The organism is Kitasatospora purpeofusca (genome assembly GCF_036010405.1).
In the GTDB taxonomy this organism is placed as follows: domain Bacteria; phylum Actinomycetota; class Actinomycetes; order Streptomycetales; family Streptomycetaceae; genus Kitasatospora; species Kitasatospora purpeofusca.
The window spans coordinates 4,578,650-4,600,280 of record NZ_CP108561.1; the positions used below are offsets into that span (position 1 = coordinate 4,578,650).

Consider the following 21,631-nt stretch of genomic DNA (forward strand, 5'->3'; position numbering starts at 1 on the left):
AGAATCAAGAGGTGCGCCAGCCGATGGGCCGAGCAGAGCTCCCGGGTGTCGGAAAGGTCAGACCGCCGCGCGGACCATGTCCGCCTGCGGACCCTTCTGCCCCTGAGAGATCTCGAACTCGACCCGCTGGCCCTCCTCAAGGGTGCGGTAGCCGTCCATCTGGATCGCGCTGTAGTGGACGAAGACGTCCGCACCACCGTCGACCGCGATGAAGCCGTAACCCTTCTCCGCGTTGAACCACTTGACGGTGCCCTGAGCCATTCCGAACTCCCCTAGTGCTGTGCTGGCCCTTCACGCGCCCGCAGGTCTGCGGGCCCGGGTCTGGTTGGAGGCCGGCCCGGGGAACCCCCCCTGGGCACAGCCGCGCACGCCACAATCCTCCCGATGACGCCGAACGGCATCCGGCGAACGGGCGATTGCGTCGACCGCGGCTGAATGTATCCGGATCGACGCCCTCTGCAACAGGGTCAATGGCGGGGAATTCACCCGCGGCAGCGCAGGACAGGACGGGCCCAATCGGGAGAAAGTCCTGCATTCTCCGCCGGACATAGCGGACGTATTACCAGAAATCCCCGCCAGAATTCTGACACCGGCCTGACATGTATCCAGGTCCCGGGTCCGTCCCGACTCTCGCCGGAGGGGAGCCGGCGGCGGTGGCGGTGCGGTGGATTCGTTCCCGGACCAGGGTGACGGGCGCGCCCTGTTCCCGGTCCAGCGACACTTTACTCCGCCCGGGACCGAAGATATTCCCGCCAAAATGCGCGCGGCCGTCCGCGGCACGGAATTCCGTGCCGCGGACGGCCGTCGACGACGCGCCCGCCCCGGGGGGAACGAACCGCCCGCGGATCACCCGCCGGCGACCGCCGGGATGATCGAAATGCTCGCGCCGTCCTTGATCTCCGTCTCCAGGCCCTCGGCGAACCGCACGTCGTCGTCGTTCACATAGACATTGACGAAACGGCGCAGCTTGCCGGTGTCGTCGAGGATCCGCGCGGCGATCCCGGCGTGGTTGCGCTCCAGGTCGGTGATCACCTCGCCCAGCGTGGCGCCCTCGGCGGGCACCTCGCTGACACCGCCGGTGTAGGTGCGCAGGATGGTCGGGATGCGGACGTTGGCGCTCATGGGGGTCTCCTCGTTACGGGCTGGGGCGTGTCGTTCGGATCGCGTCGGGATCAGGCGGAGGCCAGGCCGGCACCCCGGAAGGCGTCCAGGGTCGGCCGGATGACGGCGGTCATACCGGCCTCGGAGACGGCGTCGAGGGTCTTCAGCCCGTCACCGGTGTTGATGGCGACGGTCTCCTTCGACGGGTCCAGCTGGCCGGTCTCGACCAGCTTCCTGAGCACGCCGACGGTCACGCCGCCCGCGGTCTCCGCGAAGATGCCCTCGGTCCGGGCCAGCAGCCGGATCGCCGCCACGACCTCCTCGTCCGTGACGTCCTCCACCGCGCCGCCGGTGCGCCGGGCGATGTCCAGCACGTACGGGCCGTCGGCCGGGTTGCCGATCGCCAGCGACTTGGCGATGGTGTCCGGCTTGACCGGCCGGATCACGTCGTGGCCGGCCTTGTAGGCCGCCGAGACCGGCGAGCAGCCCTCCGCCTGGGCGCCGAAGATCCGGTACGGCCGGTCCTCGACCAGGCCCAGCTTGATCAGCTCCTGCAGACCCTTGTCGATCTTGGTGAGCTGGGAGCCCGAGGCGACCGGGATCACGATCTGCTCCGGCAGCCGCCAGCCGAGCTGCTCGCAGATCTCGTAGGCGAGCGTCTTGGAGCCCTCGCCGTAGTACGGCCGCAGATTGACGTTGACGAAGCCCCAGCCCTCGCCGGCCGGGTCACCGATCAGCTCGGAGCAGAAGCGGTTCACATCGTCGTAGTTGCCCTCGATGCCGACCAGCTCGCCGCCGTACACCCCGGCCATCACGACCTTGCCCTGCTCCAGGTCGTGCGGGATGAACACGCAGGACCGGAAGCCCGCCCGGGCCGCCGCCGCACCGACCGCGCCGGCCAGGTTGCCGGTCGACGAGCAGGACAGCGTGGTGTAGCCGAACACGCGGGCCGCCTCGATGGCGCAGGCCACCACGCGGTCCTTGAAGGAGTGGGTCGGGTTCCCGGAGTCGTCCTTGATGTGCAGCTGCCCGGTGAAGCCGAGCTCGCGGCCCAGGTTGTCCGCCTTCACCAGCGGGGTCCACCCCGGGTTGAGGTTCGGCTTGGTCGCCACGTCGGCCGGGACGGGCAGCAGCGGCACGTAGCGCCAGATCGACGCCGGACCGGCCTCGATCCGCTTGCGCAGCTCCTCGGCGCCCTCGCTGCCGAAGTCGTAGGAGATCTCCAGCGGACCGAAACACTCGAGACAGGCGAAGCTGGGACCGAGCGGGAACCGGGTGCCGCACTCGCGACAGGACAGCGCGGTGGCGGGGCCGAGGTCGACGGATGGGGGTCCCCCCGGCCGAAGGTTGGGGGAGGGTGCGGCGGTGTCGATAGCCATGATGGGCGGAGGCCTCTCTCCTCATCTTCCCCGTGACGCGGTCGCGCCCGGGACGGAATTGGCACCTGTCCCGCCGGGGCGTGAAGCCAGCCGTGCGAGAAGGTTGCCGGGACTTCAACGGGCCGTTCCCTCAGTCCCTCTGGATGAGCTCTGTGAAGTTGTGGGTTCTGCTCAGCGGTGACCCCGGCGTGCGAAGGTCCGATCGCTGTACGAAGACTGTATCCGAAGGCGTCGGCCCCGAACCCGACCGTCCGCCACGCGAGATGACCCGTCCCAACCTCCCCCGGCCCTCGGCCGGGGACCCCCATCCGTCGAGGAGAGCACCGTGCCCGCCGAACCGACCTCCGCGCTCCTCCCCGAGACCGCGTCCTGGCTGCGCCGGCGCTCGTGGACCGCGGCCGACCGACCGGTTCACACCCTCCCGGCCGCCAAGCGCGCCCTCGGTCCGGCGGGCACCGTCAGCGTCGTCCTGCCCGCCCTGGACGAGGAGGCCACCGTCGGCGAGATCGTCCGGGTCATCCGGCGGGAGCTGATGGAACGACTACCGCTGGTGGACGAGCTGGTCGTGGTCGACTCCGGCTCCGTCGACGCCACCGCCGAGGTCGCCGCCGGGGCCGGGGCCACCGTCGTCCACCGGGACGCCATCCTGCCCCGACTGCCCGCCGCCCCCGGCAAGGGCGAGGTGCTGTGGCGTTCGCTGCTGGTCACCCGCGGCGAGATCGTCTGCTTCGTGGACGCCGACCTGCGCGAGTTCGACCCGGCCCTGGTCTCCGGCATCATCGGCCCGCTGCTCACCGATCCGGACCTCCAGCTGGTCAAGGCGATGTACGACCGGCCGCTGGAGACCGACGGCGCGGTGGTGCCGGCCGGCGGCGGCCGGGTCACCGAACTGGTCGCCCGTCCGCTGCTCAATCTGCACTGGCCGGAACTCGCCGGTTTCGTCCAACCGCTCGGCGGCGAGTACGCGGCCCGCCGCTCACTGCTCGAACGGCTGCCCTTCCCCACCGGCTACGGCGTCGAGCTCGGCCTGCTCGTCGACGCCCTGGAGACGGCCGGACTGGACGCGCTCGCCCAGGTGGACGTCGGCATCCGCCACCACCGGCACCAGGACGCCCAGGCACTCGGCCGGATGGCGGCCACCATCTACCGCACCGCGCTGGAGCGACTGGACCGCACCCACCGGCTGAAGGCCTCCGCCGACCTGGTCCGCCCGCTGCTCACCCAGTTCACCCGCGACCCGCTGACCCGCGCCTTCGCCGCCCACACCCACCCGGTCACCGCGACCGAGCGGCCGCCGATGCACACCGTGCCCGAGTACGCCACCCGACACCGATGACCCGTCCCGCGGGTTTGCCGCCCCGGACCCCCGGCAACGAACCAACCATGGGTGATCTCACGACCGAGCGTTCGAATCCGACCGGCGCCGCCCCCGTGCTGGTGGCGTCCAACCGGGGGCCGGTGTCCTTCGGCACCGCGGACGACGGCACACTGACCCTCCGCAGAGGCGGCGGCGGACTGGTCTCCGGGCTGTCCGCGATCGACGACCCGGACGCCGTCTGGGTCTGCGCCGCCCTCTCCGACGCCGACCGCCGGGCCGCCCGCGAGGCCCCGGACGGCCGGCTCGACCGGGCCGGCCACGACGTCGGCGGCCAGGCCGTCCGGATGCTCGGCATCGACCCGGAGACCTTCGCCCGCGCCTACAACGGCATCGCCAACTCGACCCTCTGGTTCGTCCACCACCTGCTCTGGAACACCCCGACCGCCCCGGTCTTCGACGCCGGCTTCCGCACCGAGTGGGCGGCCTACACCGCGTACAACACGGCCTTCGCCGAGGCCCTCGCCGCCGAGGCCGCCCCCGGGGCCGCCGTCCTGGTGCAGGACTACCACCTCTCGCTGGTCCCGGAGCTGCTCCGCGCCGCCCGCCCCGACCTGCGGATCGGCCACTTCTCGCACACCCCCTGGGCGCCGCCCGAGTACCTGCGGCTGCTGCCCGACGACATCGCCGAGGCCGTCCTCACCGGCATCCTCGGCGCCGACCGGGCGGGCTTCCTGACCCGCCGCTGGGCGCTCGCCTTCGCCGACTGCTGCGAGCGCTACCTCGGCGCGGACGTCGACCGCGAGGCGCTCACCGTGACGCACGGCGGCCGCACCACCGCCCTCGGCGTCCACGGCCTCGGCGCCGACGCCGACTTCCTGCGCGAGCGGGCCCACCGGCCGGACGTCGACGAGCGGCTCGCCACCCTGCGCGCGACCGTCGGCGACCGCCGCACCGTCGTCCGGGTCGACCGCACCGAGCTGAGCAAGAACATCGTCCGCGGCTTCCTGGCCTACCGGCACCTGCTGCGCACCCGCCCGGAGTGGCACGACCGGGTGGTCCACATCGCCTTCGCCTACCCGTCCCGCACCGACCTCGCCGAGTACCGGGCCTACACCGACCAGGTGCGGGCGCTCGCAGCCGAGATCGAGGCGGAGTTCGGCACCCCCGACTGGCGGCCGCTGGTCCTCCACGTCGACGACGACTTCCCGCGCTCGCTGGCCGCCTACCGGCTGGCCGACGTGGCCCTGGTCAACCCGATCCGGGACGGCATGAACCTCGTCGCCAAGGAGGTCCCGGTGGTCTCCGACCAGGGGTGCGCGCTCGTGCTCTCCCGGGAGGCCGGCGCGCACGCCGAGCTCGGCCAGGACGCGCTGAGCGTCAACCCCTACGACATCGTTGCCACCGCCGAGGCGCTGCACGCCGGGCTCACCATGCCGGCCGACGAACGGGCCGACCGCACCAAGCGGCTGGCCGCCGCGGCGACGGCACTGCCGCCGCAGCAGTGGTTCCTGGACCAGCTCAACGCCCTGCGGCCGGGCGGCTGAGCTCCTCCCCCAGCGCGACCAGCAGTTCCACCACGCCGGCCGGGCCCGGGACCACCAGGTCCGCCCGGTCGGCGAGTTCGCGCACCGGCGCGTCCCCCACCGCGCCGCTGCACACCAGCAGCCCGGCCAGACCCTCCGGGCGCAGCCCCTCCACCGCGGCGAAGGCCGGCACGTCCCCCAGGTCGTCGCCCGCGTAGAGCACCGAACGGGCCCCGCGCTCGCGCAGCAGCCCGGTCAGCGCCGCCCCCTTGTCCACCCCCGGCGGCCGCAGCTCCAGCACCAGCCGGCCCGGCTCCACCACCAGCCCGTGCTCGGCCGCCAGCTGCTCCATCGGCGCCCGCAGCAGCTCGAACGCGGCCGCCGGCTCGGCCGTCCGCCGGGTGTGCACGGCCACCGAGCGGCCCTTGTCCTCCACCCAGGTGCCCTCGGGCGCGCCGAGCGCCGCCAGCCGCTCCGCCAGCTCCGCCCGCACCTCGGCCACGCCCGGGTGCGGCGGGGGCGCGGTCAGCCGGCCGTCCTCCCAGCGCTCGGCGCCGTAGTGGCCGAGCACCACCACCCCGTCGATGCCGGCCAGCCCGCCGTACTCGACCGCCAGGGCGGCCGGCCGGCCGGTCACCACCGCGACCGCGCCGACCCGCGGGGCCAGCGCGCGCAACGCGGGCGCCACGCCGGGGTCCGCCCTCGCCCGGTCCGGGTCCGGGACGATCGGGGCGAGCGTCCCGTCGAAGTCGAGGGCGATCACGGCGTCACGGGGTGCGGCGAGCAGCGCCGCCAGCCCCGCGCGCCCGGCGTCCGTCAGCGGTCGCGTCATGTCGGAAAGGCCCATGCCCGGGACCGTACCCAGCCCGGGCGGGGGCAACCGGTCGGGCCGGGCCGACGCCGGCGGACCTCCGCTAGCGGGCCGCCCGGCGGGCGTCGCGGACCCGGCGCAGCCGGTTGACCAGCACCGGGGCGTGCGCCAGCGCCTCCGGCCGGTCCAGCAGCCCGTTCAACAGCTGGTAGTACCGGGTGCTGGAGAGCCCCAGCTCCTCCCGGACGGCCCGCTCCTTGGCGCCGGCCGTCCGCCAGCTCCTGGCCTCCAGCGCCAGCACGGCCCGGTCCCTGGCGTCCAGCCCGACCGGCCCGGCCGGCCTGTCCTGCGGCTCCGGGCCGTCAGGCTGCTCCGGTCCCGTCCGCTCGGGTTCCGGCCGTGCCGTTTCCTCGTCCGCGCCCATCCGGGCCCACCTCCGCCCATCACTACGGAGTGTCATTCTCCCCCGCGGACCCGACACACCCTGCCCGCTGCGCCGCCCCGGTCCGCCGACTAGCGTCGCCCCCATGACCAGCATCCCGACCGCCGCCTTCGCCCTGCACGTGCCGACCGCCGAGCTCGAACCCGACCCGCTCGACCCGGCGCAGATCGTCTCCGGCACCCCCGAGGTGTCCGGCCTGGTGCTCTCCGAGTCCGCCTCCGGCGAGTCGGGCATCTGGCAGATCACCCCGGGCGTGGTCACCGACACCGAGGCGGCGGAGGTCTTCGTGGTGCTGAGCGGCCGGGCCACCGTCGTGGTCGACGGCGGCCCGGTGCTGGAGCTCGGCCCGGGTGTCGCCGGGGTGTTCCAGGAGGGCGACCGCACCACCTGGACCGTCCTGGAGACGCTCCGCAAGGTCTACGCGATCACCTACTGACCGCGATCACCTACTGACCGCGATCACCCGCCGACCGCGTTCACCCGCCGACCGCCGCCGGGGCCCGGATCACTTGCGGATCCGGGCCGCCTCCTTCACCGCCGCCTGCTGGAGGTCCTCCAGCACCGGCTTGGGCTCGGCGGTCGCCGCCGCCCCGATGCCGGTCTTGATCCGGTTGGAGACCTCGGCCCAGGCCGGGTCGCCGAAGGGGTAGAAGCTCGCGTTGCCGAGCCCGGCCGCGAACTGCTTGAGGTCCGCGTGCTTCGGGTCCGAGGTCATCGCGTCGAACGCGTCCTGGGTGACCGGCAGCAGGTTGTAGGTCTCGTCGAACTTGAGCTGGTTCTCCTTCGCGTAGGCGAAGGAGAGGAAGCGGCGGATCTCGTTCTTGTGGCCGTTGGCCTTGAACGCCATCATCCAGTCGGCCACCCCGAGGCTGCCGGTCTTCGCCAGGCCGTCCTTCTTGGGGATCGCTGTCGTACCGAAGTCGATCTTGCCGTTGGTGGCCATCCGCAGCAGCGTGGGGTGACCGTTGAGCATCGCCACCTTGCCGGCCGCGAAGTCGCTGTAGACCGGGGTGCGGTTCATCTTCCCCGGCTCGGGGTAGGTCAGACCGGTGGCGACCAGATTGGTCCGCAGCCAGTTGAAGGTGGCCTGGTTCTTGTCGCTGTCGATGGTGTAGTTGCCGACGTCGTCGGAGAGGCTGCCGCCGCCGCTCAGCGTCCAGAGCATCGACTCGGCCGGCGCCTCCTCGGGCCCCAGCGGCAGCCCGTACGGGGTGACGCCCGGGACCTTGGCCTTGATCTTCTCGGCCGCCGCCTTGAGCTCGTTCCAGGTGGTCGGCGGCTGGGCGATGCCCGCCTTCTGGAAGATCGCCTTGTTGTAGAAGAGCACCCGGGAGGAGGAGACGAACGGGATGCCGTACTGCGTGCCGAGCACCTGCCCGGCGTGCGAGAACGACTCCATGATGTTGGCCTGGGTCTCCAGCGAGAGCACGTCCGAGGCGTTGTACAGCCGGTCCGCGGCGGCCTGGTCGGCGAAACCGCCGGTCTGCAGCAGGTCGGGGGACTTGCCGGTCCTGACCAGCTCGTCGACCCGCTTGCCGATGTCGGTCCAGCTCGCCACCTCGACATCGACCTTGATGCCGGGGTTGGCGGCCTCGAAGCGGGCGGCGACGTCGTCCCAGTACAGCTTGGAGCTGGTGTCCGCGCTCTCGCCGTAGTCGGCCGCCACCAGCCGGAGAGTGACCGGACCGTTGTCCTGGCCACCGCAGCCGGTGAGCACGAGGGCTCCGGCCAGGGCGCCGGCCATCGTGACGCCGAACAACCGGGTGGGGACCTGGGCGCGCCTGTCCAACGCGGGTACCGCCTTCGGGGGGATCCTGCTTGAGGGGGGAACGGACCGGATCGGGGGGAGATCCGGCCGGGGGGAGGCCGCAAGGGTGCCAAACCGGGCATGCGGTGGTCCAGACCTCCGGCCCCCGACGGCCGGGTAGTTATCGAAGTGCGGGATTTGTTGCACACCGCGCAACAAAATCCGCGAATCCGACCTCCCGGACGCCCTGTCCTGCCCTTCCGCACCGCCCCCGCGGCCCACCCGGCGACCCGCTCAAAGTGCCGCACACCGCACACTTCTGCGACAAAGCTCACCCCTTTGGACCAGACCAATGCGACAACTGGACTAGACCTCTTAGACCGGACCGAGGGAAACTGTCCCCCGTGAAGCACGTGATCGCACTCGATGTTGGCGGCACCGGCATGAAAGCCGCGTTGCTCGCCCAGGACGGCTCCGTGCTGTTCGAAGCACGACGCCCGACCGGGCGGGAACACGGCACGGACGCCGTGGTCGCCGCCATCCTCGACTTCGCCGCCGATCTGGCGGACGAGGGCCGCGCCCGCTTCGGCGTCGCGCCCCTGGCGGCGGGTGTCGCCGTCCCGGGGACGATCGACGAACAGCGGGGGATCGCGGTCTTCTCCGCCAACCTCGGCTGGCGCGACCTGCCCCTGCGCACCCTGCTGGGCGGGCGCCTGGCCGGCCCGGGCGGCGCGATGCCGGTCGCCCTCGGCCACGACGTGCGCTCCGGCGGTCTCGCCGAGGGCCGACTCGGGGCCGGCCGGGGTGTCGACCGCTTCCTCTTCGTCGCCCTCGGCACCGGCATCGCCGGCGCCATCGGCATCGACGGCCGGATCGAGGCCGGCGCCCACGGCTACGGCGGCGAGATCGGCCACGTGGTGGTCCGCCCCGGCGGCCCCGCCTGCGGCTGCGGCGCCCGGGGCTGCCTGGAGACCCTCGCCTCCGCCTCCGCCGTCTCCCGCGCCTGGGCCGAGGCCGTGGGCGACCCCGACGCCGACGCGGCATCCTGCGCCGTCGCGGTGGACGCCGGGGACCCGCGCGCGGTCGCGGTCTGGCAGCGCGCGGTCGACGCCCTGGCCGACGGCATCGTGCTCGCCCAGAGCCTGCTCGACCCGTCCCGGGTGATCGTCGGCGGCGGCCTGGCCGAGGCCGGGGACACCCTCTTCACCCCCCTGCGGGCGGCGGTCACGGAGCGCCTGACGTTCCAGATGCCCCCCGAGGTCGTACCCGCCATGCTCAAAGACACCGCCGCGTCGCTGGGCGCCGGCCTGCTCGCCTGGGATCTGCTCTCCATGGAGGTGACCGCGTGACCGCGGACCGACTCGCACTGTCCGGCGCCCGGCTGGTCCTGCCCGGCGGCGTGGTCGAGGGCGACCGTCTCGCCGTCGAGGGCGAGCGGATCGCCGGCCTCGGCGGTACCGCCACCCCCGGCGACCTCGACCTGACCGGGTACACCGTCGTGCCCGGCTTCGTCGACCTGCACGTGCACGGCGGCGGCGGCGCCTCCTACGCCTCCGGCATCGCCGAGGAGGCCCTGCGCGCCGCCCGCACCCACCTCGAGCACGGCACCACCACCACCGTCGCCTCCACCGTCACCGGCGAGATCGACGACCTCGCCCGCCAGGCCGCCGTCCTGTCCGAACTCGCCGAGGACGGCGTCGTCGCCGGCGTCCACTTCGAGGGCCCCTTCATCTCCCGCAACCGCTGCGGCGCCCACCGCCCCGACCTGCTGCGCGACCCCGACCCCGCCCTGGTCCGCAAGCTCGTCGACGCCGCCCGCGGCCACGCGAGAATGGTCACCCTCGCCCCCGAACTTCCCGGCGGCCTCGACTCGGTCCGGATGCTCGCCGACCTCGGCGTCATCGCCGCCGTCGGCCACACCGACTCCGACTACGGCCGCACCCTGGAGGCGATCGGCGCCGGCGCCACCGTCGCCACCCACCTCTTCAACGCCATGCCCGGCATCGCCCACCGCGCCCCCGGCCCGATCGTGGCCCTGCTGGAGGACGAGCGGGTCACCGTCGAACTCATCAACGACGGCGTCCACCTCCACCCCTCCGTGCTCGACCTCGCCTACGGCACCGCCGGCGCCTCCCGGGTCGCCCTCATCACCGACGCCATGGGCGCCGCCGGCATGGGCGACGGCCTCTACCCCCTCGGCCCGCTCCAGGTCGAGGTCAAGGACGGCGTGGCCCGACTGGTCGAGGGCGGCGCGATCGCCGGCTCGACGCTCACCCTGGACGTCGCGTTCAAGCGCTCGGTGACGGTCAACGGCCTCGGCCTGAACCAGGCCGTGGAGTCGCTCTCCACCGTCCCCGCCCGACTGCTCGGCCTCGCCGACCGGGTCGGCACCCTGGAGACCGGCAAGCTCGCCGACCTCGTCGTCGTCGACTCCACCGGCTACGACCTGGTCGCCGTCATGCGCCGCGGCGAGTGGATCACCGGCGGCGACCGCTTCGCCCCGATCACCACCGCCTGACCCCTCCCGGCACGACGAACGGCCGTCCGCTCCCCCTCGCAGGGGGCGGACGGCCGTTCGTCATGGCTCAGGAAGGCCTCAGGAAGCGGCTTCCAGCATCACCTGGTCGACCAGGATCGTGCCGCTGCCCGCCGGCACCGAGATCACCACGGTGTTCGGGCCCGCCACCATCGGCGGCGTTATGTAGGTGTTGAACCAGGACGAGGCCGGGTCCTTGCCGGGGGAGTAGTTCTTGAAGCCCAGTCCGCCCGGCCAGTCCTTGCCGTTGACCGTCGCCGCCGCCCGCACGTCGGCGGCGGCGTTGCTGTAGTGCACGGTGAACTTGTAGGTGCCGGCCGCCGCCAGGTCACCGGTCCAGGTGATCGTCCCGCCGGGGTTGAGCGTCAGATAGCTGCCGTCCGCCGACTTGGCACCCTTGACGGTGTTGCCGGCCGGCGCGTTCTGCGCCTGCAGCTGGCTCGCGTCCACCGGGCCCAGACCGCCGGTGCCGGAGGCGGTCGCCGCCGGCGTGGCCGACGCGGAGCCGGTCGGGTTCGCGCTGCCGGTGCCACTGCCCGGGCCCGCCGAGGCACTGGCCGAGGCACCGCCCTTGGTGTCCTTGTCCTTGCCGGTGTCCGGGTCACCGCCGGTGAGGGCCACCGCGGCACCGATCGCGATCGCCGCGACCACGGCCACCGCGCCGATCACGGCGCCCTTGCCCCGGCCGCCGCCGCTCGGACGCTCCTCGCCCGGCTGCGGGCGGGAGTGCTCGGCGTAGCGGGTCTGCTGGGTGGGGGCCGCACCGAAGTCGCCCTGCGCCGGGTACGGCTGCTGCGGCGGCTGGGCCTGCGGGTAGCCCTGCTGCGGGTAGCCGGGCTGCTGCTGGTGGGGCTGCTGCGCCCTGGGCGGCTGGCCGTACTGGGCGCGGCCGACCTCCATCGGGCGGCTGTACGAGGTGCGGGGCACACCCTGCTGCGGCTCGGCCGGCTGCCCGGAGGCGCCGTCGGCCGGACGGTAGAGGTAGCCGAACGGATCGTCGTCCTGAGGGGCGCCGCCCTCCGGGCCCTGGGGCTCCCCGCTGCTGCCGGCGGTGGTCACGGTGGTCAACTCCCCCATCGCGGTCGCGCCGCCGCACTTCCGTGCCGTCGGACGCTGATCGTGGTCGCTCGTACCCCCGGAACACTACCTGTCGTCGGCTACGCCCCGAAAAGACCCCTTGACAACCCACGGGTAGCTTGGGCCCGCCCGACCCCGGGGTCGGCCCGCCGGCCGACCGGAAGAACACGACCTAACCGGCCCGCCGGTGCGAACGCTCGCCGCGCGTGCCGCGCACCGACCCGCCCCGGGCCCGCTTCTCGTCGTACATCCGCTCGTCGGCGGTGTGCAGGACCTCCTCGATGCTCATCCCGCAGCCGGCCCAGCCGATCCCGAGGCTCACCCCGACCCGCATCGCCCGGCCGTCGATCCGCATCGGCGGGATGATCGCGTTGCGCAGCCGGTGGGAGAGGTCCTTCGCCTCGTCGCGGCCGATGCCGTCGGCCAGCACCACGAACTCGTCGCCGCCGAACCGGGCCACCGTGTCGCCGTCCCGGACGGCCCCGCTGAGCCGGCGGGCGACCTCGACCAGGACGGCGTCCCCGGCGTTGTGCCCGAAGCGGTCGTTGATCGACTTGAAGCCGTCGAGGTCGCAGAAGAGCACCGCGAGCCCCTTCTCCACGGCGACCGGGGGGCTCGAACGGAACGGGCCGGTCCTGACCTCCCCGCCCGGGCCGTGGTCGGGCGGCACCACGGCGTGCACATGGTCGCCGTAGCCGTTCGCCCCGTCCGGCGCGCCGACGGACGCGGCCGCCGGGTAGCCCTCCGGGAGGCCGTAGCCGTGCGCCTGGTCCGCGACCTCGTACCCGCCGGGCGTGCGGTGGGCGTCGCCGAACAGGTGCTCCGGGTACCCGCCGAAGCCGTCCTCGGGGCGGAGCGCGGCCGCGTACCCGGCGCCGCCGTGGTCGGAGCCCCCGGGCGGGGCGGCCTGGTGCCCGGCGGCGATCGCCTGCGGCAGGGCGCAGAGCCGGCGCCCGAGCCTGGCCTTGAGCTCGGCGCCGTTCGGCAGTCCGGTGAGCGCGTCGTGGCTGGCCCGGTGGGCGAGCTGGAGCTCGTGCCGCTTGCGGTCCTCGATGTCCTCGACGTGGGTGAGCAGGAAGCTCGGGCCCTCGGCGGCGTCGGCCACGATCGAGTTCCGCAGACAGACCCACTGGTACCCGCCGTCGCGGCGGGAGAGCCGTAGTTCCGCCCGGCCGCTCTCGGCGCTGGTGCGCTCCAGCAGCGTCCGGTCGTCGGGGTGCACGAGATCGGCGAAGCTCTGCTGGCGCAGCACCGCCCGGGGGCGTCCGAGCAGACGACAGAGCGCGTCGTTGACCCTGGTCAGCTGGCCCCGTCCGGCGCCGTGGAGTTCGGTGATGGCCATCCCGCTGGGGGCGTACTCGAAGGCCTGGCGGAAGCTCTCCTCGCTGGCCCGCAGCGCCTGCTGCTCCTTCTCCAGGCGGGCCAGCGCGCGTTGCATCTCGGCGCGCAGCCGGGCGTTGCCGATCGCGATGGAGGCCTGCAGGGAGAACATCTCCAGCGCCTCGCGGGTCCAGGCCCCGGGCCGTTTGCCGCTGCGCGGCCGGTCCACCGAGAGGACGCCGAGCAGGTCGCCGCCGGCGCTGTACATCGGGGCGAGCAGACCGTCGGCCGGGTGCCAGTCGTTGGCGTAGACCGGCATCGCGCCGTCCCCGATCCAGCGCGGGATGTCGCTGGCCACCGCCCAGCCGCGGTCGTAGGGGAGGAAGCGCAGGGTGCCCCAGTGGTCGCTGACGCCGAGCAGCCGGTCCCAGGACTCGCGGGAGCCGACCTGGCCGAGCAGTACGGAGGGGCCGCCCATGGCGCTCTCCTCCAGCTCCCAGACGGCCGCCACCACCAGGTCGCCGTCGGGCCGGACCAGGCTGACCGCGGCGGCGTCGAATCCGAGCCCGTGCACGGCGCCCTCGACCACGGCCTGCAGCGTTCCCGCCAGGCTGCGGGCAGCGTTGAGGTCCGCCACGACCCGGTGCAAGGTGCGGAGGGTCGCGAGACGGACATAAGGCTCCGACTCGGCTTCCATGCGGGGGCTCCCCGGCTGCTTCGGATAGGTCTTGATTGGTTATCGTCCGATTGCCAGAAGAACTGAATCACAGGGAGCACAGCGTTCGGCACGCTCGGTCAGCAATAGGTCAGCACTTGTGACTTAAATCACACGACGCTAATGCACCCTTAATCGGTTCATCTGCCCCATAACGGGACAAAAAGCCTCATCGGCACATTTCCGGTGGTCGGTCGTATCGGCCCCGGGCTGTAGCCGACTGACCGCCGGGCAGGCCCTCCCCTTCACTCCTGGGAGTGAGGGCGGGCGCGAACCGTAACCTTCCCGGTGCCCCGGCGGACCGAGCCGCGCTGCGTCGCTGGTCCTACGACCAGGGCCCGATGTCGTTTCCCCCGGTCGCGGGCTAGCGTGCCTACGTGTACCCGTCCCCGCAGCCCGAAGCTGCCTCCCGAGCGACCCCCGACGAGTTCCGGGCGGCGCTCTCCCAGCTCGCCTCCGGTGTCAGCCTGGTGACCGTCCACGACCCGGACGACGGCGAGGACGTCGGCATGACCGCGACGTCCTTCCTGTCCGTGTCGCTGGAGCCGCCGCTGGTCCTGATCTCCGTCCGCGAGGACTCCCGGATGGACGAGGTGCTCTCCCGGGCCGGGACCTGGGCGGTCTCGCTGCTGTCCGAGGAGCAGAAGACGCTCGGCTCGCGGTTCGCCATGAAGGGCCGGCTCAGCGACCGGCTGCTGTTCGCCGACGCCCCGCACCACCGCGGCCCGTACAGCGGAGCCCCGCTGATCAGTGGCGCGCTCGCCACCGTGGAGTGCCGCACCGAGCAGCGGATGCCCGCCGGCGACCACACCCTGCTGCTCGGCCGGGTCCTGGAGGCCAGGGTGCCCGACCCCGGCGGCCGCCCGCTGCTGTACTTCCGCGGCGGCTACCGTTCCCTGGGCTGACCCCGGCGCCGCCGGACCCGCCGGGCACCGCCGACGCTACTCGCCGCCGCGCGGGGAGCGCCGCCCCTGCTTCAGCTCGGAGCGGTGCTTCTTGTTGGTGAGCCGCCGCTCGACCATGCCCCGGCTGGGCCTGGTCGCCCGGCGCGCCTTCGGCGGCGGGGCGGTCGCCTCGCCGAGCAGCGAGGCCAGCCGGGCCGCGGCGACCTCCCGGTTGCGCCACTGCGAGCGGTGCTCGGAGGCCCGGACCACCAGCACCCGGCCGTCCACCAGCCGCCCGGCCAGCCGCTCCAGGGCGCGCTCCTTCCACACCTCGGGCAGCGCCGCGGAGGCGGCCACGTCGTAGCGGAGCTCGACCTGGGTGTCGGAGGTGTTGACGTGCTGGCCACCGGGGCCGGAGGAACGGGAGAAGCGCCAGACGAGCTCGGCGTCGGGGACGACCACCGACCCCCGTACGCGGATGGGCTCAGGCATGGGCCCATCATCCCGCGCCGGACCACGCCGGGTCACCCGGTTATCCGGCCGTCCCCCGCCAACCCCGACAATGTCCCTGTGATCGAGCTCGGCTACTCCCTCTCCAACCGCTTCCCCGACCCCCCGCAGACCGACTACCGGTCCGCCGGCGTGCGCGAGCTGCGGTACGACCTGTTCTGCGGCGACGTCCACGTCGAGGACGAGGAATCGGACCTGTCCACAGCCTGGGGATGGGTCCCGGTGCTGGACTTCGCCTGGGCCCTGTGCGACATCGTCGAGGAACTCGACCGCGACCCGGACGGCGGCCGCGCCGCCCGGGTGCAGACCGCCGACCTCGACTTCACCCAGAACACCCATCTGCTGCGGTTCGCCCGCCGCTTCAACTGGGTCGAGGTCACCGCCACCTGGCTGCCGGACGAGCCGCCGGTGGTGGTCCGCCACACCGATCTGCGCCGCGAGGCCAGGGATTTCCTCCAGGACACTCTTGCCGACCTCTTCGACATGCACCCGGATCTCGCCGACAATCCGGTTGTCTGGGAACTCCAGGGCAGGTTCCGGCGCGTCTGACGGGGAATACCCGGAAGCGTGCCGGCGGCGGAAAAGAACCGGCCGCGCGGAACCATCCCTCGCGGTTCCCGCGTTATCCCCGGCAACAGCAATCGAAGGGACAGCACACACCATGCCAGTGAGCCTCTCCAAGGGTGGCAACGTCTCGCTGACCAAGGAGGCCCCCGGCCTGACCGCGGTCACCGTCGGCCTCGGCTGGGACGTCCGCACCACGACCGGTGCCGAGTTCGACCTGGACGCCAGCGCCATCGTGCTGAACGCGGACGGAAAGGTGCTGTCCAACAGCCACTTCGTCTTCTTCAACAACACCAGCACCCCGGACAACACGGTCGTCCACACCGGTGACAACCGCACCGGTGAGGGCGCAGGCGACGACGAGGCGATCAACGTCAACCTCGCCACGCTGCCGGCCGAGGCCGCCCGGATCACCTTCCCGGTCTCGATCTACGACGCCGTCGCCCGGTCGCAGAACTTCGGCCAGGTCCGCAACGCCTACATCCGCGTGGTGAACGCGGCCGGCGGCGCCGAGATCGCCCGCTACGACCTCTCCGAGGACGCCGCGACCGAGACCGCCATGATCTTCGGCGAGCTCTACCGCAACGGCGCCGAGTGGAAGTTCCGCGCGGTCGGCCAGGGCTACGCCTCCGGCCTGGCCGGCATCGCCCAGGACTTCGGCGTCCAGCTCTGACGCTCCGCCCCCGCGGTGCCTCCCGGCGCCCGTCCCGCCACCCGGCGGGGCGGGCGCCGCGTCGTTCCCGGCGGCCCCGACCGCCCTCCCGACCCGGCGGCCGTCCCCGGCACCGGGCCCGTAACGACGGAGCGGCGCCGGACGGACGGAGAACCGTCCGCCCGCGCCGCTCGGCACCGGACGCCCGCGCCGCCTCAGCGGGAGGCGCGGAGCTCCGGCACCTCGATCTGCTCGGTCTCGTCGTGCGGGGTCAGGTCGACCACCTCGGGGGCCGTCGGCCGGCCGACCCGGGGCAGCACCTGGGTCCGCTCCTCGGCGTCCTCCGGGACCCCTCCCGCCGCCGGCACCGCGTCCTGCACCCGGGCTTCGGCCCGGGCCTCGGCCTCGGCCTCAGCCTTTATCTGGGCCTGGGCCTGGGCCTGGGCCTGCTCCTGCGCCTGGGCGGCGACCACCTCGTCCCCCACCACGTCCGCGAGGTCGGCCCGCTCGCCGAGCTCCGCGACACTGCCCACCACCGGCGTCGGAGCGGCCGGCCGGGCCCCCGCGCCGGCACCGGCACCCCGGCCGAAGAAGCTGAAGCCCTGGGGCCGCGCGGTCGCGGGCACCGTCGGCCGGGGCCGCTGCCGCTCGGCCGGCCGCACCGGCTGCGCCGAGGGCGCCCCGCCGAGCTGCCCCACGGTCGCCGTCAGCACCGGCCGGACCGGCGCCGCAGGAACGGGCGTGGCCGCGCCGGAGGCGGACCGCGCGGACGGCGCCGTGCCGGGCGCGGGCACCCCGGGAGCGACCGGAGCCGGCACCGCCGGCTCCGGTCGCTCGGGCTTCGGCTCGGACACCGGCGCGGACGTCGTCGCGGGCGCCGTACGGGCCCGCAGCGCGACCTCCGCACCCGCCGCGCGCTCCCGCTCGGCGGCGCGCTCCGCCTCCCGCAGGGCGGCCCGCTCCCGCTGCGCCTCCGCCTGTGCCGCCCGCCGCTCCAGCTGCCGCAGCACGGACCCGGCGCGGACGAAGGCGGCCGGACTGGCCGGGTACTCGGGGCGGCTCGCGGCAAGGGCCCGCTGGGCCGCCTCGACCTCCTTGAGCGCCTGCGCGGCGACCGCCACGGCCCGCTCCTTGAGCAGCCGGGCGATCTCCGTCTCGGCCTTCGCCAGCCGGGACTTCTCGGCGGTCAGCCGCCGCCCGAACCTGGTCGCCCGCTCCTCGGCCACCTCGGCCGCGTACTCGGCCTCGGCGAGCTGCTCCTCGAACCGCTCCTCGGCCCGCAGCCGCTGCGCCGCGGAGACCTCGGCCGCCGCCCGGGCGGCCCGGTCGCGCTGCCGCAGCAGCACGGCGAAGCCGAGCGTCGCGAGCACCGCGGCGGCACCCACCGAGCGCACCAGCACGGTGTCCTGACTGAACAGCAGCGCTCCCAGCGCGGCGACGAGGAGCACGCCGGCGGCGGTGGGGGGGAAGACCCGGCCGAGGACGGAGGAATGACGGTGGCGTCCGCGAGACATGCCAAGAAACTAGCGTGCGAATTGGGGCCGTGTCAGCCCAGGGTCGGCTTCGGCCCTTGACACCGCGCCGGACCGACCGGACACGCCCGGGAAATCACCCGGGATCACCGGAACGGGGTCGGTCAGCGATGGGTGGCCGCGGGCCCGTGCGCACCCGGGTCGTCGTGGTTCTCCGGCAGTCGGCAGATGTGCTGCAGCCAGAGCGCCGCCGCGATCACGGCCACGCCCGCCAGCACCGCGAGCCCGGCGGTGATCGCCTGGTCCTTGCGGGCCGGCACGTCGAGCTCGCCGAGCAGCTGGATCCCGGCGCCCGCGTAGATCCCGGTGACCACCGCCGAGACCAGCGCGCTGGCCTGGGCGAGCACCACCGCGCGGGCCGCGCCCAGCGGGTCCACCCGCTTGGCGCCGGGCTGCCGCTCGCGCGCCGCCTTCAGCCGCGAGCGCAGCGAGAGCGCGGTCGCCAGCAGGATCACCGCCACCGCGGCCAGCACCACCGGCGCCGCGCCCGGCACCGCGGGCAGCGTGTCCAGGGAGGCCCAGAGCTTGGCACCGGCCCAGGACAGCACCGCCGTGACGACGGTGATGCCGACCAGCAGACGGAGGCGGAGCAGCTTCACTCGGACGGGGTCCTTTCCCGGGCAGCGGGCGAGGGGCGACGGACGACGGACGACGGAGCCGCCCGCCCCGGGGCTCCGGTGCGACGGCGTCAGGCCACCGTACCGGGCCCGGCCCGGAGGGGTCCCCGGTCCGGGGCCGACACCATGGGTACGCCCGACGGCCCCGCCTGAGTTCCCCGGCCCGCCCGGCCGGGAGAGCGCGGACCTACTCCGGCAGGGTCAGCCGGATGTCCTCGCGGCGGCGGACGCCCTGGGCGTCCGGGCCGCCGAGGGCCGCCAGCAGCTCGCCGACCGGCCCGTGCCCGGGCACCTCGGCCTCCGGCTGGGCGTCCAGCCACGGCGCGAGCACGAAGGCGCGCTCGTGCGAGCGCGGGTGCGGCAGCAGCAGCTCCGGGTCCTCGCTGAGGACGCCCTCGTAGGCCAGGATGTCGACGTCCAGGGTGCGCGGGCCCCAGTGGACGGTGCGGACCCGGCCGAAGGCGTCCTCGATCGCGTTGCCGCGCTCCAGCAGGTCGCGGGGCGGCAGCGTGGTGCGGAGCACGACCACCGCGTTGTAGTACGCGGGCTGCTCCGAGGGACCGCCCACGGCGTCCGTCTCGTACACGGCGGAGACGGCCTTGATCTTCAGCCCGGGCGTGTCCGCGAGGGCGTCCACGGCCCCCTGGAGGGTGTCCAGGCGGTTGCCGAGGTTGGAGCCGAGGGCGATCACGGCGCAGCGCTGGCTGTGCAGGGTGGTGTCGACCGAGTCGACCCGCTGCTCCAGGTCGAAGGTGCTCGGCGCGGCGGTCGGGTCACTGGTGGTCATCGCACTTCCCCTAGGGCTGAGACGGGCCGCGCTGCGGCGGACACCGGACAAGCGGTACGGGTCACCCGCGGGCCCGGTGGATGGTCACGGTCACGTCGTCGAACGGCACGGTGATCGGCGCGTCCGGCTTGTGCACGGTCACCTCGACCTCCTGCACCGGCTCGTGCTTCAGGCACTGGTCCGCGATCCGCTGGGCCAGGGTCTCGATCAGCTCGACCGGCTCGCCGGCGATGATCGCGGTGACCTCCTCGGCCACGATGCCGTAGTGCGCCGTGCGGGTCAGGTCGTCGCCCGCGGCGGCGGGACGGGTGTCCAGGAACAGCACCAGGTCGACCGAGAAGGTCTGGCCCTCGGCCCGCTCACGCTCGAAAACACCGTGGTGGCCGCGGGCACGCAGGCCCCGCAGAGTGACGCGGTCCAGCAAACGAATCACTGCTCCAAGTCGGACGGGCCCCACCCGGACGAGAACGGCGGGCAGGGCGGAGACGGGCGTCGCGCCCGCCGCTGACCTTTTTGAATCTACCCGCGCGCGCCGACAACACCCGACCGTCCTACCCGGCACGAACCGTCGTCACGCACGCCGTATCGGCGATTGACGTGAACGTTCGGTGACCTGCCGGGAATTCCCCGGCCACCGGCCGGGGCCGTTTTCCCCGGATTTCCGGCCTGCTCCCGGAATCAGTCCTCGTCGTCCTCGTCGGCGCTGGTCAGAACGGGTGAACCGTGGTGCGACCACAGTTTCCACCCGGCCGGAGTGCGCCGGAAGAGATTGGTCGACACGACCTTTCCGCCGACCAGCGGACCGAGCTCGCCCTCCTCCTCCGCCTCGCCGCCGGAAAGGATGTTCTCGGTGCACGTGACAAGGGCCACATCGCCCTGCACCTCCGCCTCCTCGTCGGTGAGGATGAACTGGATGTACTCGGTGTTCGCCATGATCAGCATGTAGGAGCGGGTCACCTGGGCCCGCCCGCGCAGCACCGGCCACCCCGGGTGGACGCAGACGACGCCCCCCTTGTCGTCCGCCTCGCCCGCGCCGAGCCAGGCGTCCTCCACCGCCTCCTGGTCGCCGTTCTCCAGCGCCTCGTAGAGCGCGCGGTTCGCCTCCAGGGCCGCCTCGCGGTCCGCCTCGACGGACCGCCGGCCCGCTGTCTCCCCGCTCAACCTGCCGTCACCTGCCATGACCCTCCCGTCTTCGCCAAGCGCTCACTCCTGCCGGGCCGCGCGCTGCCAGGCCGCGACCACGCGGACGGCATCCGCCGTCCCGGACACGTCGTGCACCCGCACCGCCCAGGCCCCGGCCCCCGCCGACAGCACCGACACCGCGGCAGTGGCGTCGTCGCGCTCCCGGGCCGGGCGCAGCTCCCCGGTTTCCGGGTCGGCCAGCAGCGTACCCAGGAACCGCTTGCGCGATGCGGCGACCAGGACGGGACGGCGGAGCGCGGTGAGGGCGTCGAGCCGGCCGAGCAGCGTCCAGTTGTGCTCGGCGGTCTTCGCGAAGCCGAGCCCCGGGTCGAGGATCAGCTGCCGCTCGTCGACCCCGTCGGCGACCAGCGCGTCCACCCGGGCGGTGAGTTCGCCGACCACGTCGGCGACCACGTCGTCGTACACGGCCAGCCGGTCCATGTCGGCGGACTGCCCGCGCCAGTGCATCACCACGAAGGGCACGCCGGTCGCGGCCACCACCCGGGCCATCGCGGGGTCGGCCAGCCCCCCGGAGACGTCGTTGACGAGCAGCGCGCCGGCCTCCACCGCCTGCTCGGCCACCGAGGCGCGCATGGTGTCGACGGAGACCGCGACCCCGGCGGCGGCCAGTTCCCGCACCACCGGGACGACCCGGCGCAGCTCCTCCTCCTCCGGCACCCGCTGGGATCCCGGCCGGGTGGACTCGCCGCCCACGTCGACCAGGTCGGCGCCCCGGGCGCGCAGCGCGAGGCCGTGGGCGATCGCCTTGGCGGGGTCGTGCCACAGGCCGCCGTCCGAGAAGGAGTCCGGGGTCACGTTGACCACGCCCATGACCGCGCAGCGGTCCAGCCGCGGCAGTCCGGAGGGCAGCGAGTAGGGCACCGAATTGCTCATGCCCCCATTATCCGGTGGCCCTGACCGGGCGCCCCGGCAC

Annotated in this window: 23 protein-coding genes and 1 riboswitch; of the genes, 8 read left to right on the forward strand and 15 right to left on the reverse strand. The window is 73.7% G+C overall.

Going from position 1 to position 21,631, the window contains the following annotated elements; genetic code table 11:
- Nucleotides 1-57 precede the first annotated feature (57 nt).
- The 3 genes from OG715_RS20230 to thrC all read right to left on the reverse strand — a co-directional run bounded on the left by OG715_RS20230 (nucleotide 58) and on the right by thrC (nucleotide 2,480).
- Nucleotides 58-261, reverse strand: coding sequence for a cold-shock protein (locus tag OG715_RS20230; protein ID WP_030289665.1), 204 nt, complete (start codon nucleotides 259-261; stop codon nucleotides 58-60).
- Nucleotides 262-846: 585 nt separating this feature from the next.
- Nucleotides 847-1,122 (reverse strand): MoaD/ThiS family protein, encoded by a 276-nt coding sequence (locus OG715_RS20235; RefSeq protein WP_266270212.1) that lies wholly within the window; start codon nucleotides 1,120-1,122, stop codon nucleotides 847-849.
- A 50-nt stretch (nucleotides 1,123-1,172) separates the two neighbouring features.
- Nucleotides 1,173-2,480, reverse strand: a complete 1,308-nt coding sequence (thrC, locus tag OG715_RS20240; RefSeq protein WP_266270213.1) for a threonine synthase — start codon at nucleotides 2,478-2,480, stop codon at nucleotides 1,173-1,175.
- An 18-nt stretch (nucleotides 2,481-2,498) separates the two neighbouring features.
- A riboswitch (SAM riboswitch) is annotated at nucleotides 2,499-2,630 on the reverse strand.
- Nucleotides 2,631-2,805: 175 nt separating this feature from the next.
- Here thrC and OG715_RS20245 point away from each other — a divergent pair.
- Nucleotides 2,806-3,816 (forward strand): glucosyl-3-phosphoglycerate synthase, encoded by a 1,011-nt coding sequence (locus OG715_RS20245; protein WP_266270214.1) that lies wholly within the window; start codon nucleotides 2,806-2,808, stop codon nucleotides 3,814-3,816.
- A 47-nt stretch (nucleotides 3,817-3,863) separates the two neighbouring features.
- Nucleotides 3,864-5,342, forward strand: coding sequence for an alpha,alpha-trehalose-phosphate synthase (UDP-forming) (locus OG715_RS20250; RefSeq protein WP_266270216.1), 1,479 nt, complete (start codon nucleotides 3,864-3,866; stop codon nucleotides 5,340-5,342).
- On the opposite strand, the gene otsB is transcribed toward OG715_RS20250, so the two are convergent.
- Nucleotides 5,317-6,168 (reverse strand): trehalose-phosphatase, encoded by an 852-nt coding sequence (otsB, locus tag OG715_RS20255; RefSeq protein ID WP_266270217.1) that lies wholly within the window; start codon nucleotides 6,166-6,168, stop codon nucleotides 5,317-5,319. The two genes, OG715_RS20250 and otsB, sit on opposite strands and share 26 nt — an antisense overlap.
- 67 nt (nucleotides 6,169-6,235) lie before the next feature.
- Nucleotides 6,236-6,556, reverse strand: coding sequence for a DUF3263 domain-containing protein (locus OG715_RS20260; RefSeq protein ID WP_266270218.1), 321 nt, complete (start codon nucleotides 6,554-6,556; stop codon nucleotides 6,236-6,238).
- Nucleotides 6,557-6,659: 103 nt separating this feature from the next.
- Here OG715_RS20260 and OG715_RS20265 point away from each other — a divergent pair, with 103 nt between their 5' ends.
- A complete protein-coding gene (locus OG715_RS20265; RefSeq protein ID WP_045939548.1) occupies nucleotides 6,660-7,010 on the forward strand; it encodes a cupin domain-containing protein in 351 nt (116 codons plus the stop codon).
- Between the two features lie 69 nt (nucleotides 7,011-7,079).
- Here OG715_RS20265 and OG715_RS20270 read toward each other — a convergent pair whose 3' ends face one another.
- A complete protein-coding gene (locus OG715_RS20270; protein ID WP_266270219.1) occupies nucleotides 7,080-8,363 on the reverse strand; it encodes an extracellular solute-binding protein in 1,284 nt (427 codons plus the stop codon).
- Nucleotides 8,364-8,725: 362 nt separating this feature from the next.
- Between OG715_RS20270 and OG715_RS20275 the strand changes: the two genes are divergently transcribed.
- Nucleotides 8,726-9,670: an ROK family protein gene (locus tag OG715_RS20275; protein WP_053647100.1), complete on the forward strand. Its 945-nt coding sequence runs from the start codon at nucleotides 8,726-8,728 to the stop codon at nucleotides 9,668-9,670.
- On the forward strand, nucleotides 9,667-10,839 hold the full coding sequence (nagA, locus tag OG715_RS20280; RefSeq protein WP_266270220.1) for an N-acetylglucosamine-6-phosphate deacetylase: 1,173 nt from the start codon (nucleotides 9,667-9,669) through the stop codon (nucleotides 10,837-10,839). The genes OG715_RS20275 and nagA overlap by 4 nt, the downstream gene beginning before the upstream one ends.
- A gap of 78 nt (nucleotides 10,840-10,917) precedes the next feature.
- Here the strand turns inward: nagA and OG715_RS20285 are convergent, their stop codons facing one another.
- A complete protein-coding gene (locus OG715_RS20285) occupies nucleotides 10,918-11,925 on the reverse strand; it encodes a carbohydrate-binding protein (protein WP_266270221.1) in 1,008 nt (335 codons plus the stop codon).
- A gap of 181 nt (nucleotides 11,926-12,106) precedes the next feature.
- Nucleotides 12,107-13,951 carry a GGDEF domain-containing protein gene (locus OG715_RS20290; RefSeq protein ID WP_266270222.1) on the reverse strand — a complete coding sequence of 615 codons (1,845 nt, stop codon included), beginning with the start codon at nucleotides 13,949-13,951 and terminating at the stop codon, nucleotides 12,107-12,109.
- A 395-nt stretch (nucleotides 13,952-14,346) separates the two neighbouring features.
- Between OG715_RS20290 and OG715_RS20295 the strand changes: the two genes are divergently transcribed.
- Complete coding sequence (locus tag OG715_RS20295) at nucleotides 14,347-14,874, forward strand: flavin reductase family protein (protein ID WP_266270223.1); 528 nt, start codon at nucleotides 14,347-14,349, stop codon at nucleotides 14,872-14,874.
- A gap of 36 nt (nucleotides 14,875-14,910) precedes the next feature.
- Here OG715_RS20295 and arfB read toward each other — a convergent pair whose 3' ends face one another.
- On the reverse strand, nucleotides 14,911-15,345 hold the full coding sequence (gene arfB, locus OG715_RS20300) for an alternative ribosome rescue aminoacyl-tRNA hydrolase ArfB (protein ID WP_266270224.1): 435 nt from the start codon (nucleotides 15,343-15,345) through the stop codon (nucleotides 14,911-14,913).
- Nucleotides 15,346-15,423: 78 nt separating this feature from the next.
- Between arfB and OG715_RS20305 the strand changes: the two genes are divergently transcribed.
- Nucleotides 15,424-15,912 carry a hypothetical protein gene (locus OG715_RS20305; RefSeq protein WP_266270225.1) on the forward strand — a complete coding sequence of 163 codons (489 nt, stop codon included), beginning with the start codon at nucleotides 15,424-15,426 and terminating at the stop codon, nucleotides 15,910-15,912.
- 112 nt (nucleotides 15,913-16,024) lie between these two features.
- Nucleotides 16,025-16,600, forward strand: a complete 576-nt coding sequence (locus OG715_RS20310; RefSeq protein ID WP_030397579.1) for a TerD family protein — start codon at nucleotides 16,025-16,027, stop codon at nucleotides 16,598-16,600.
- A gap of 194 nt (nucleotides 16,601-16,794) precedes the next feature.
- On the opposite strand, the gene OG715_RS20315 is transcribed toward OG715_RS20310, so the two are convergent.
- The 6 genes from OG715_RS20315 to folP all read right to left on the reverse strand — a co-directional run bounded on the left by OG715_RS20315 (nucleotide 16,795) and on the right by folP (nucleotide 21,591).
- Nucleotides 16,795-18,093: a hypothetical protein gene (locus tag OG715_RS20315; RefSeq protein ID WP_266270226.1), complete on the reverse strand. Its 1,299-nt coding sequence runs from the start codon at nucleotides 18,091-18,093 to the stop codon at nucleotides 16,795-16,797.
- 122 nt (nucleotides 18,094-18,215) lie between these two features.
- A complete protein-coding gene (locus OG715_RS20320; RefSeq protein WP_266270227.1) occupies nucleotides 18,216-18,710 on the reverse strand; it encodes a DUF3180 domain-containing protein in 495 nt (164 codons plus the stop codon).
- A gap of 205 nt (nucleotides 18,711-18,915) precedes the next feature.
- Nucleotides 18,916-19,515 (reverse strand): 2-amino-4-hydroxy-6-hydroxymethyldihydropteridine diphosphokinase, encoded by a 600-nt coding sequence (folK, locus tag OG715_RS20325; RefSeq protein WP_266270228.1) that lies wholly within the window; start codon nucleotides 19,513-19,515, stop codon nucleotides 18,916-18,918.
- Nucleotides 19,516-19,576: 61 nt separating this feature from the next.
- A complete protein-coding gene (gene folB / locus OG715_RS20330) occupies nucleotides 19,577-19,936 on the reverse strand; it encodes a dihydroneopterin aldolase (RefSeq protein ID WP_266271750.1) in 360 nt (119 codons plus the stop codon).
- 257 nt (nucleotides 19,937-20,193) lie between these two features.
- Nucleotides 20,194-20,694 (reverse strand): nuclear transport factor 2 family protein, encoded by a 501-nt coding sequence (locus tag OG715_RS20335; protein WP_380507270.1) that lies wholly within the window; start codon nucleotides 20,692-20,694, stop codon nucleotides 20,194-20,196.
- Nucleotides 20,695-20,718: 24 nt separating this feature from the next.
- Nucleotides 20,719-21,591 carry a dihydropteroate synthase gene (gene folP / locus OG715_RS20340; protein WP_266270230.1) on the reverse strand — a complete coding sequence of 291 codons (873 nt, stop codon included), beginning with the start codon at nucleotides 21,589-21,591 and terminating at the stop codon, nucleotides 20,719-20,721.
- Between the last annotated feature and the right edge of the window lie 40 nt (nucleotides 21,592-21,631).